Raw genomic sequence first — 10,144 nt, 5'->3', positions numbered from 1 at the left:
TCGCCAGGGCGCGTTTAAGTGCTGCAATAAGCGTTTTCATTCAGCCAGTGTGCCGCGTGCGGGCGCGACTGGCATGTGATAGGGGTTGTGTGAGGGATGGCACAAAGAATTAACTGCAAAAAGAATAAACGCGTGTATTAAAGGTTAATCAAAATGTGAACAATATGGGGGTTCGGTAATACATCAGGTGCATCTAATGACTAAACCCTGTAACCTCCCTACGTTTTATTATTTTAAAGGGACTTTAAATGGCTAATTCAATTTATTTGACATTGCAAGGGACTAAGCAAGGTTTAATATCCGCAGGCTGTGGCTCATTAGATTCTATTGGGAATCAGTATCAGTCAATGCATCAAGATCAAATTTTTGTTTACTCCTTACAACACATGATATCTCGCGCTCAAAACTCCAATCATCATCCGATAGTTTTTAGAAAACCGATCGACAAATCATCGCCTTTGCTGGGATTATCTATTTCCGAGAACGAGAGTCTTCACTGTACTTTCGATTTTTATCGAACAAATAACGCGGGTTCTCAGGAGAAGTATTACACCATCGAATTGACTAATGCGGCACTAACAAATATCCATGTTGATTATCCTCACTCACTGACCCATGCAGGTATGCAACCGGAAGAACATGTATCAGTTCGCTATGAAAGTATTATCTGGCAGCATCATGTTGCCGGTACATCAGCATATAGCATTTGGAATGACCGCGTTTTATAAGGATTATCTTGTGGATGAGATTAATACCATATCCAACAAAATCGTAGCGTCCTTTGAACCTGATGGTGTCCCTGAAAGCATATGGGCTGGGGTTATGTCAGTCCCGCAGGATATCTATTATCTGACGCGTGGCGTTATGGATACAGAACACCGAAGCCAAAATTCCAATCACTTTCACCGGTTGGCAACTTTTATAAAAAATGGAGATATTGATAGTGCAATAGTAAGACTGGTTGAAACAATTGCCAGAGACTTTATCGATAGGCTTCCCGAAGATAAAAAAGACGCGCTGTTAAATAGCATTTATGCGAAAGTTGGCTCCCGCTTTGGTACAACAACTACACTCATGTATTTGTTAACTTCACGAATGAATAGATCAATAGCAATGCACCCTAAATTAAAAGCATCTTTGGGTATTTTTCGGGGCGCGGCGATAAACTCCATATTGACCGCAGGTGCATTGGCAAACCACTCAGCTTATGACTCCAGAGAGCTGAGAGAACAAAACCCAAGATTATATTGGCGTTTACGTTCTATGGGCGAACTGGACATATTGTATTTTTTAATTAAAGATTCAGTGTCTGGCTATGTGGAGGCCAGCGGTATGCAAGAGCAGGGACGAGATGATGAATACAGGAGGATAATAGATAATGTCATCAACCAACTCAACGGTTAAAAAAATCTTAGTCGGTTTTCTATATTATCTTTCTTATATGGCGGCAAATACCGTTGCTATGATCGCAATAGTATTGATGGTTACATCATTTTTCTATTTTGAACATTGGTATGTCGCCATATTAGCTTGCGTGGGTATTTTTGCGGTTTACCACTTTATATTGTATTTATTCCCGCAAAGACCAGATTAATAACTACTTCGTAATATGCCCCAACGCCAGATCCCCAATCCACTCTACATCGCCGTCGGTTAGCCCTAGCAACTGGCGGCGTTCATATTTTACCGTTGGCCCGTTGCGGCTGACTTTATCCCGTAGGCCGTAGTGATGGACTCTGACCATATGATTAACCTGCCCGCTAAAGGTCACTGCCGCCTCGTCCGCCGTGGCTTCGGTTTTCATAAAACGGGCGGTGCGCAAGCGGGTAAACATTTTGCGCTTAATTCTCCCCCGTTTGTCGCGGCGCTTTTTCTTACGCGGTAAGAACGGTGAGCCGTCCGGGTTCTGCTGGGCCTGAATATGCTGTTGCTGTTTTTCCCGCAGTTGTTTGGCAACCTGGCGGGTAAACCGGGTGCGCCCCTGTGGGGAAAGTTGAGCCAGTAAAATAGACAGCGTGTTATCCAGCTCATGAAAATCACTCATCGTGCCCACTCCGCGACCTTTTCGCCCTGAATATAAATCTGGTAACTATCCAGCAACGCATAAGGCTCTGGCGGTTCATCCAGATGGGTGACGTTTAACGCGCCGTTTTCTTCTTTGACTATCACCCGCTCGGTGAGTTTCAACTCAATGCTGATATCCCTGACAGTTTTATCAATAAAATCAATCTCGAAGGTAAAACCGTCCTGACGCTTATCCTGGCTGGCCATCATGCCCGGTTGGTGTTTGCGCAGCCAGTGTAAGATCGTCACCATCAGCAAATCCATGTCATGGCCATAATCAGTCATCACCAGATTAAGGGTGTAGCGATATTCAAAAGACAGCGACGGGGCCAGCGTGGAAACAATCGCTCCGCGATCGATAAACACATGGAGGCAGTCGGGGTTTTGTCTGACGTAGGTGCTGGCTTTCATCACCGCGTCCCGCAGGGAGTCAGGTTTTAGCATATTATTGCTCCAGTTTACGTAAAGGTTTCAGGCAAATAGTGCGAATATAGCCCTGTAAACCGGCTATTTGCTGGTCGGCGGTGGCGATGCGTTGCCGGAGATCGAAATAATGCCGTTCAGCGGCGTCAGTAAGTCGGGGCCGGGCAGCATCAGCCACGCTGGGGGCGCGGGCGGTTCGCTGGCTATCGGGCAAGGGACAGGCGGTGTTAAACTGCAAGCGCTGAGTACCAGCGGCCACAGCACGGCGCAAATCGTCAATGGTGGCTTGGGCATGAGCCAGTTCCTCGGTGTGTTGTTTATCCAGTGCGGCGACCTGTTGTTGTTGTTGCCGCTGTCTGGCAATGGCGCGATTGGCCGTTTTCAGCGCTTGCTGGTTTTGGCGGGCGCTATCACGCCAGCTTTCGGCTTGCCGCTGGTAGTGTCGGGCCGTCAGAGCTGAACCACCCAATGCCAGCAATAACACCAGGCCAATCAACAATGTTAATCGGTTAGGCATAGTTCGCGCTCCGCTTCCCGCCGCTCCGGCTGACCGGCGCAGTTATTCGCCCGGATACGGCAATCTTTGCCACCGTCAAAAATCCATTTGCTGATTTCGTGACAGGCACCCGCGCGATCCCCGGCATTCATCTTGCGGAAAAAGGTCGAATGACGGCATTTTCCGATACCAATGTTGTAGGCGCAAAAGCTGGCCACTCCGGCTTTTTGCGGATCACTGAGCGGCACCGTGATGTAGCGTTCGACCAACGCCAGTGCTTTCTGAGCTTCAGCCAGATTAAAACGGTCACACTGCGCAGCGGTCAATGTCATCCCCATCACAACCGGCTTTCCGTCGATAACCGTCAACCCCCGGCAAATCGTGGGTGATCCGCTGCCATCCCGGTAAGCATTCAGGCGGTTGCCTTCTTTCTCATCCAGAAACTGAGAGAAAATCACCACCGAACTGGCTCCGGCCAGGATCAGCCCCTGAACGGCTTTACTCAGTCGGCTCATGATTGGCTCCCTGAATAAGCTGTTGTCGTTTGATTTCATAGATTGCTTGCTGGCGTATATCTTCCCGCCGCTTGTAATAACGGTTAGTCAGATAAGTGCCGACGCCCAGCAAAATACCGATAAAGGTGGCCCAGTCTTGCAGCGTCCAGGCACCAAATAAGGTCAGCACCCAGGCGGCCAGAAAAGAGGCCCATGACGTGTGTTTATCCACTGTTTTCTCCCTGGGCGGGCGCTAATCCCAAAGTTGTAAAAGTTGTGAGGTCGCCGCTGGCGTGATATCCGGCATCGTGACCGGGTAGCCGTGGGGCAAAATCGGCCCTCTGTCTGCCAATCCCGGATTCGCGGCTAACACCTGCTCGGTGACACCGGCAGTCCGTCCGTAATAGCGCCAACACAGGGCGTCTACCGTGTCATTTTGCTGAGCCAGAATGCGCATCAGATCAATTCGCAGGTCATACGATTGATAGCCTGAATATCATTAATGGCCCAGGCCGCATCACGGCGCAGCGCATCAATGGTGGTTTCCAGTGAATCGGCCCGTTTACTGCCGGAGCCGGTGGCGTCGATACTGCGAAAACGCTCGGTTAAACTGGCCTGCATCAGGCAATACACCGCTCGGCGGTAAAGTTGGACATTGACGCTTTCCCCGTCTAACTGGCTGGCCGGAACGGTCGTCAGGCTAAAATAACCCTGTTTCTGCCGGGCGCGTTGCCAGTCAGCCAAACGCCGATTCGTTTCGTGGATGGCAAAACGTGCAGCCTCAATCACTCGCGGCTGGCTCAAAGTGCCGTCCTGTCGCATATCATCCCGGTATTTGTTCAGGTCGATATCCGGCCAGAACTCGGTGTTTTTAATCACCGTCTGGCCGCTATCACTGACGGGGGATTTATCCCTGTCCGGGCTGGGCTGGAGCACAACGTTCATTGTGATGTTCTCAAGTAAGTGGGCGGTGGACGGCAACCTTGTCAGAGTAAAAATATTCTGACTCGGCTACCGTGCCGCCCCCGCCGTGGCGTTTGGGTTACGCAGCCTGGATCAGTTTCTCAAGCTGCTTGATGTCTGTTTTTACGCCGCTGTTTTCATCCAGCCGTAGCGCTTCGTTCAGGTTTGCCAGGGCGAGTACGTTGTCCCCGTCCTGCCGCAAGGCGTAGCCGACAAACTTATGCAGCCGGGCTTTCACCGCATCGGGCATATCCCGCCCGGTTAATAGTTCCCGCGCCCGCATCAGTTGGGCGGTATCCAGCGGCGCTTTATCGGTCAGGTCACGTTGTGCTGCGGTTGTCAGCAGCTCGGCCACCAGACAGGCGGTGGTGCGGCTGAAATCTTCCGGCGTCACCAAATCATGACGTAAGGCGTATTCGGCAATATCCAGCCCACGAGCCAGTTCGCCCACGTCCAGATGCCAAATCAACATGCGCATCAGCACCGCGTCCTGCCCGCCACGGTCTTGAGCCAGTACACCGGCGACCCACGGTTGATAGGTTGGCAACATGCGCCGTTTCACCTCGGCTTTCCCCAGGTGGGACTCCACCTTGTGAAGCTGGCCCATGTCTTGTCGCAGCTTGAACAGCAGTAATTCATACGTGCTGGCGTGGTTTAGGCTGGCGGCTTCGCTCAACGAATCAGACTGTTGAGCCGCGACAAACAGCCGGTGTCGGCGGGCAGGATTGGTCATGATGCGTTATTCCCCTGTTGGCGCGTCTGGCGTGGAGAAATGACCGAGGTGAATGTTTTCAATCAGCGCAACACAGCCGAAATCTTCAATCACATAGGCTTCATTGACCGATTCGAAGTTTTCCACCCGGTCACGTTTCGGGTTGTCGATAATGGCGCGGCGGCGGGTGCCGTCCTGCCAGTAAATAGACAGGTTATCCAGCCGGGTGATAAGAATGGTATCCGGTGGGAAATGTGGTGCGCGTACCGCCGGTAGGCCGCCAATTCGTTTCTGGCTGATAATCAGATCGGCGGCCATCGTTTCGCTATTGGGTTGAATCTGGTTAACGATCGGGAAATATTTGTCGGCCAGCAGGGAACGACCGCAGATAGCCACCAGTTCGGTATCATCCTGGAACCAGCTTTCAACCAGTTCATTGACGGCTGACATCACCAACGCATCCATATTGTTGTAATCGCCGCCCTGACCAATACGGATTTTGGCCGACACCACTTTGCCTTCCTCATCCACCACTTTATCCATCACATGCTCTGGCGCGTCTTCGCGGATAGACTGCAACCAGCCCCGGTTAACGTCCTGCAATAAGGGATTTTTGGCCGGATCGGAGGTTTTCGCTCGCGCTTTGCCGTTAAAGCCGATCATGATGCGGTCAAGCGCCTGACGCTTAACGATGGAGTCACGAATGCGGATCTGGAAGTCCGGGAATTTGGCCCACATATCCAGTTTGGCGTAAGGCAAGGCGGTATCAAAGTTAGTCTGACCGCATTGGTAGCCCGTGCTATCAAGACAGGTTGGATCGGTCGGTTCACGCTCTTTATCGTGGGTATTGGTGGTGCTGGCAATCGGGCGCTCAATGCCTAAACCGACTTTATCGCCTTCCTTTTCATCCACCGGATAGACGTTGATTTTGGACAGAAAGGTGCTGCTTTCCTGTTGTTTGGTTTCCAGCTTCTGCGCCACCGAAGGCTCAACGGTAAATTTGGCCTCGACGTCAGTCACATCACTCAACGCATTCAGAGCAGCTACTTGCTGGACGAACTGCTTATATTTACTGCGGGTCGTATTTTTCATGGGAAATTAACTCCTTAACAATCGGTCAGCAGGGCGTTTTCGTTACCCGTCGCCGCAGGTCGCTGGCTAAATTGGCGATCGGTTTTGCCGAGTTGGGTTTTCAGTTCGGTCAGTGCCTGTTGGGTGGCGGTATGGTCAGCTTTCAACGCGGTGAAAGCGGTTTCCAGTGTGCTCAACGCCGTGAGTTTTTCTTCCAGTTGCTGCGCCACTAATTCCACCGCCTGATGCACATCACTGAAGCGAGCGTCATCCGTGGTCTGTTTTTTGGTGAACATGGCTTTGATTTGGCTAAACAGCGCCGGTTTCTGCTCGGTTTCAGTCTCGAATTCCAGCGTGATTTCATCGGCCACGCTGAAAATGGCGTCGGCCTGGCTTTTACGTGAAGCCAACGGGTTATTGGCGCTTTGGGCGCAGAAGGTCAGGATTTCCGCCCCCAGTGACGCCGGGGTATCGGTAAAGGCGATGCCGGTCAGATAGGCTTTGCCGGTGTCCGCGAATTTCTCCACGTATTCAATGCTGGAGTACACCTTCTGGCGGGACTCGCGCAGTTTGACCAAATCGTCCGTCGCATCCACTTGCACCAGTAGCGCCAGTTTGCCCTTAAGTGGACCGTCTTTGATTTCTTCGTATTTGGCGGCGGTAATATCGCCGTAAGCGCGGAATGGGCTGTCGGGCAGCACACTTTTAATGTGCTCCAGATTGGCGCGGGCGCCGCGAAACGTCGGGTTATAGCTTTCAGCCATTTCAACAATGTGCTGACGGGGAATAAGGCGCCCGTCGCTGGTTGCACCCTCGACAACGGCGCGGAAAAACTTGGATTTAGGCATGGCATGAATTCCGGTTTGGGATGGTATGGCCTTATGTTGGCAACCGGCGTCAAACGGAACAATGAAGCGCTGTTGTGTCAGGGCTGGCACAAGGCGTAATACGGGATGGAGGCGTAGCGGATAGGTAGCCTTGCAGCATGAAAGGTTACTGCACAGGCAGATTGAATATGGATAGTGTCACTATCAATGCCGATTTAGATCCCCGCCGTCAAGCCAAGTATCTGTACTGGCAAGGGCTGAGGATTGCCCGCATTGCGGAGATGATCGGTGAGAAGGCTGTCACGGTACACAGTTGGAAGCGCCGCGACAAGTGGGACGATTACGGCCCATTGGATCAGATGCAACTGACCACGGCAGCGGAGTATTGCCGTTTGGTTATGAAGCCAGTGAAAGAGGCAAAAGACTACAAAGAAATCGACTTGTTGGCGCGTCAGGCCGAACGGCACGCCCGTATCGGTAAATATAACAACGGTGGCAATGAGGCGGTGCTCAATCCCAATCTTGAAAACCGTAACAGTGGGCCACGCAAGGCAGCGGAAAAGAACGGTTTCAGCTCGGAGCAGGCCAGCAAGCTGAAAGATATTTTCCTTGAGTCTATGTTCGATTATCAGCGTGGCTGGTACCAAGCGGGCTTATCAACCGTGTACCGCATCCGTAACCTGCTCAAATCCCGCCAGATTGGTGCAACCTACTTTTTCGCCTGGGAAGCCTTGCTGGATGCCATCGAAACCGGTCGCAATCAGATGTTTGTTTCCGCCTCCAAAGCGCAGGCACACCAGTTTAAAAACTACATCGTAGCCGCCGCCCGTCAGGTGGAGGTAGACCTGCGCGGGGAAGTGATTATTTTGCCTAACGGGGCAGAAATGCACTTCCTGGGTACCAACTCCAGCACCGCCCAGGGGCGTCCGGGCAATCTGTATCTGGATGAGTATTTTTGGATACCCGGCTTCAGTAAATTGCGCCGCGCCGCTTCCGGTATGGCTTCGCAGAAGAAATACCGCTCGACCTATTTCTCCACTCCCTCCACCACCACTCACGAAGCCTATAAATTCTGGAATGGTACCCTGTTTAACAAAGGGAAAGCCCGAGACGGGCATCGCGAAATTGACGTGACCTATTCCCGCCTCGCCGGGGGCAAGCTGTGTGAGGATAAACAGTACCGGCAAATCGTCAATATTGAAGACGCCGAACGCGGCGGCTGCAATCTGTTTGATATTGATGAGCTACGTAATGAAAACAGCGATGAAGATTTTGACAATCTGTTTATGTGCAACTTTATCGACGATACCGCCTCGGTATTTTCCATGCAGGAAATGCAGCGCTGCATGGTGGATAGCTGGGAAGTGTGGAAAGACGTCGGTTTGTTATCCCTGCGCCCGTTTGGTGAGCGTCCGGTATGGATTGGTTACGACCCGGCCAGCACCGGCGACAGTGCCGGGTGCGCGGTAGTTGCGCCGCCATTGGTGCCGGGCGGTAAATTCCGCGTACTGGAGCGCCACCAGTGGAAAGGAATGGATTTCGCGGTGCAGGCGGCCAATATCAAGGCGCTGACCGATCGCTATAACGTGACCTATATCGGCATTGATGATACCGGACTGGGCCGATCCGTCACCCAGCTAGTGCGCCAGTTCTTCCCGGCGGTTCGCGCCATTCACTACAGCGTCGAGATGAAAACCGACCTGATTTATAAAGCCAAAAACGTCATTACCACCGGGCGGCTGGAGTTTGACGCCGGTTGTCTGGATATCGCCACCGCTTTTATGTCTGTGCGCAAGGCCATGACACCCAGCGGCAGGCAGGCCACCTATGTGACCGATCGGGCTGAAGGCACCAGCCACGGCGATGTAGCCTGGGCCATTATGCACACTCTGTTTAATGAACCCCTCGAAGGGATTAACGGCAATAACACCAGTATCATGGAGATATTTTAATGCGTCAGCGCAACCGCAATAAGCAATCAGGGCAAGCTACTGCCGCACGAGGACAGAACGACGGCCAGCGAGCCGAGGCGTTCACTTTTGGCGACCCGATCCCCATGATGGATCAGCGGGATATTCTGGATTATCTGGAATGTTCGCAGGTCGATCGCTGGTATGAACCGCCGGTGTCTTTTAATGGTCTGGCGAAATCTTTCCGCGCCGCCGTTCACCACAGTTCGCCTATCTACATGAAGCGCAATGTTCTGGTTAGTCTGTTTGAGCCGCACCCGCTGTTATCCAAACAGGATTTTAGCCGCTACGCGCTGGATTTTTTGGTGTTTGCCAATTCATTTTTGGAAGCCCGCTATAACCGGCTGGGCGGATTAATGAAACTCACACCCAGCCCGGCTAAATACACCCGCCGGGGTCTGGACACTGACACTTATTGGTATGTGCAATCCTGGACGGAACCGCACCCGTTTGAGCCGGGTCATGTGTTTCATCTGCTTGACCCGGATATTAATCAGGAAATTTACGGCGTGCCGGAATATCTGGCCTCGTTAAATTCGACCTGGCTTAATGAGGCCGCCACCTTATTCCGCCGTAAGTATTATCTGAACGGCAGTCACGCCGGTTTTATTCTGTATATGAACGATGCCGCCCATAAACAGGAGGATATCGACAAGCTGCGCAACGCCCTGAAAGAATCCAAAGGGCCGGGAAACTTCCGCAATCTGTTTATGTATGCGCCTGCAGGTAAAAAAGACGGTTTGCAGGTTATCCCACTCGCCGAAGTCGCGGCCAAAGACGAATTTATGAATATTAAAAACGTCACCCGCGACGACCAGCTCGCCGCCCAGCGCGTACCACCGCAACTCATGGGGATCCTCCCCAACAATACCGGCGGATTCGGCGACGTGGAAAAAGCCGCGCGGGTATTTGCCATCAACGAGCTGGCCCCGCTACAGGAGCGGCTCAGTGAACTGAATGAGTGGGTTGGAGAAGAGGTGATAAGGTTTAGGCCTTATGAGTTGTTAAATACGGAATAATAGAGAAAAAACCAACTCATCTAAAACATTGAAGAGTTGGTTTTACTTAGCACTGGGAATTGGAAGATTAATGAACGAACCAGCATTTATAGTACAACCTGATGA

The 10,144-nt window shown here is 51.9% G+C and carries 14 protein-coding genes; 4 read left to right on the top strand and 10 right to left on the bottom strand.

The features are described from left to right. Positions 1-248 precede the first annotated feature (248 nt). Positions 249-728 carry an Hcp family type VI secretion system effector gene (locus DBA33_RS07340; RefSeq protein WP_071889813.1) on the top strand — a complete coding sequence of 160 codons (480 nt, stop codon included), beginning with the start codon at positions 249-251 and terminating at the stop codon, positions 726-728. Positions 729-738: 10 nt separating this feature from the next. Then, a complete protein-coding gene (locus DBA33_RS07335) occupies positions 739-1,404 on the top strand; it encodes a hypothetical protein (protein ID WP_128821872.1) in 666 nt (221 codons plus the stop codon). 193 nt (positions 1,405-1,597) lie between these two features. Here DBA33_RS07335 and DBA33_RS07330 read toward each other — a convergent pair whose 3' ends face one another. The 10 genes from DBA33_RS07330 to DBA33_RS07285 all read right to left on the bottom strand — a co-directional run bounded on the left by DBA33_RS07330 (position 1,598) and on the right by DBA33_RS07285 (position 7,071). Further along, positions 1,598-2,044: a phage virion morphogenesis protein gene (locus tag DBA33_RS07330; protein ID WP_120806064.1), complete on the bottom strand. Its 447-nt coding sequence runs from the start codon at positions 2,042-2,044 to the stop codon at positions 1,598-1,600. Then, positions 2,041-2,508 carry a phage tail protein gene (locus tag DBA33_RS07325; RefSeq protein WP_120806062.1) on the bottom strand — a complete coding sequence of 156 codons (468 nt, stop codon included), beginning with the start codon at positions 2,506-2,508 and terminating at the stop codon, positions 2,041-2,043. Before DBA33_RS07325 ends, DBA33_RS07330 begins: the two co-directional genes overlap by 4 nt. A gap of 1 nt (position 2,509) precedes the next feature. After that, complete coding sequence (locus tag DBA33_RS07320; protein WP_064514960.1) at positions 2,510-3,004, bottom strand: lysis protein; 495 nt, start codon at positions 3,002-3,004, stop codon at positions 2,510-2,512. Further along, entirely contained in the window at positions 2,989-3,498 is a 510-nt protein-coding gene (locus tag DBA33_RS07315) for a lysozyme (RefSeq protein WP_120806060.1), read from the bottom strand. Before DBA33_RS07315 ends, DBA33_RS07320 begins: the two co-directional genes overlap by 16 nt. Next, the gene (locus tag DBA33_RS07310) at positions 3,482-3,709 is read right to left on the bottom strand and encodes an HP1 family phage holin (protein WP_064514963.1); all 228 of its coding nucleotides are present in this window, start codon (positions 3,707-3,709) and stop codon (positions 3,482-3,484) included. The genes DBA33_RS07315 and DBA33_RS07310 overlap by 17 nt, the downstream gene beginning before the upstream one ends. A gap of 21 nt (positions 3,710-3,730) precedes the next feature. Next, the gene (locus DBA33_RS07305; protein WP_064514965.1) at positions 3,731-3,934 is read right to left on the bottom strand and encodes a tail protein X; all 204 of its coding nucleotides are present in this window, start codon (positions 3,932-3,934) and stop codon (positions 3,731-3,733) included. Next, positions 3,934-4,422, bottom strand: coding sequence for a head completion/stabilization protein (locus DBA33_RS07300; protein WP_120806059.1), 489 nt, complete (start codon positions 4,420-4,422; stop codon positions 3,934-3,936). The genes DBA33_RS07305 and DBA33_RS07300 overlap by 1 nt, the downstream gene beginning before the upstream one ends. Before the next feature lie 97 nt (positions 4,423-4,519). Further along, on the bottom strand, positions 4,520-5,173 hold the full coding sequence (gene gpM / locus DBA33_RS07295) for a phage terminase small subunit (RefSeq protein ID WP_120806057.1): 654 nt from the start codon (positions 5,171-5,173) through the stop codon (positions 4,520-4,522). A 6-nt stretch (positions 5,174-5,179) separates the two neighbouring features. Continuing rightward, positions 5,180-6,244, bottom strand: coding sequence for a phage major capsid protein, P2 family (locus DBA33_RS07290; RefSeq protein ID WP_120806055.1), 1,065 nt, complete (start codon positions 6,242-6,244; stop codon positions 5,180-5,182). 14 nt (positions 6,245-6,258) lie between these two features. Further along, positions 6,259-7,071 carry a GPO family capsid scaffolding protein gene (locus DBA33_RS07285; protein WP_162975178.1) on the bottom strand — a complete coding sequence of 271 codons (813 nt, stop codon included), beginning with the start codon at positions 7,069-7,071 and terminating at the stop codon, positions 6,259-6,261. 167 nt (positions 7,072-7,238) lie between these two features. Between DBA33_RS07285 and DBA33_RS07280 the strand changes: the two genes are divergently transcribed. Both DBA33_RS07280 and DBA33_RS07275 read left to right on the top strand, forming a co-directional pair. After that, on the top strand, positions 7,239-9,002 hold the full coding sequence (locus tag DBA33_RS07280; RefSeq protein ID WP_120806083.1) for a terminase family protein: 1,764 nt from the start codon (positions 7,239-7,241) through the stop codon (positions 9,000-9,002). Then, on the top strand, positions 9,002-10,039 hold the full coding sequence (locus tag DBA33_RS07275; RefSeq protein WP_120806052.1) for a phage portal protein: 1,038 nt from the start codon (positions 9,002-9,004) through the stop codon (positions 10,037-10,039). Before DBA33_RS07280 ends, DBA33_RS07275 begins: the two co-directional genes overlap by 1 nt. Positions 10,040-10,144: the final 105 nt, after the last annotated feature.

This window comes from Yersinia sp. IP36721, assembly GCF_003634395.1.
Classification (GTDB): domain Bacteria; phylum Pseudomonadota; class Gammaproteobacteria; order Enterobacterales; family Enterobacteriaceae; genus Yersinia; species Yersinia entomophaga.
The sequence above is the reverse complement of the archived record's forward strand: the minus strand, read 5'-3'. Positions and strand labels throughout refer to the sequence as shown.

Coding starts and splice junctions, on each gene's coding strand:
- DBA33_RS07340 (WP_071889813.1), top strand. CDS start 249: ATGGCTAATTCAATTTATTTGACATTGCAAGGGACTAAGCAAGGTTTA.
- DBA33_RS07330 (WP_120806064.1), bottom strand. CDS start 2,044: ATGAGTGATTTTCATGAGCTGGATAACACGCTGTCTATTTTACTGGCT.
- DBA33_RS07325 (WP_120806062.1), bottom strand. CDS start 2,508: ATGCTAAAACCTGACTCCCTGCGGGACGCGGTGATGAAAGCCAGCACC.
- DBA33_RS07320 (WP_064514960.1), bottom strand. CDS start 3,004: ATGCCTAACCGATTAACATTGTTGATTGGCCTGGTGTTATTGCTGGCA.
- DBA33_RS07315 (WP_120806060.1), bottom strand. CDS start 3,498: ATGAGCCGACTGAGTAAAGCCGTTCAGGGGCTGATCCTGGCCGGAGCC.
- DBA33_RS07305 (WP_064514965.1), bottom strand. CDS start 3,934: ATGCGCATTCTGGCTCAGCAAAATGACACGGTAGACGCCCTGTGTTGG.
- DBA33_RS07300 (WP_120806059.1), bottom strand. CDS start 4,422: ATGAACGTTGTGCTCCAGCCCAGCCCGGACAGGGATAAATCCCCCGTC.
- gpM (WP_120806057.1), bottom strand. CDS start 5,173: ATGACCAATCCTGCCCGCCGACACCGGCTGTTTGTCGCGGCTCAACAG.
- DBA33_RS07290 (WP_120806055.1), bottom strand. CDS start 6,244: ATGAAAAATACGACCCGCAGTAAATATAAGCAGTTCGTCCAGCAAGTA.
- DBA33_RS07285 (WP_162975178.1), bottom strand. CDS start 7,071: ATGCCTAAATCCAAGTTTTTCCGCGCCGTTGTCGAGGGTGCAACCAGC.
- DBA33_RS07280 (WP_120806083.1), top strand. CDS start 7,239: ATGGATAGTGTCACTATCAATGCCGATTTAGATCCCCGCCGTCAAGCC.
- DBA33_RS07275 (WP_120806052.1), top strand. CDS start 9,002: ATGCGTCAGCGCAACCGCAATAAGCAATCAGGGCAAGCTACTGCCGCA.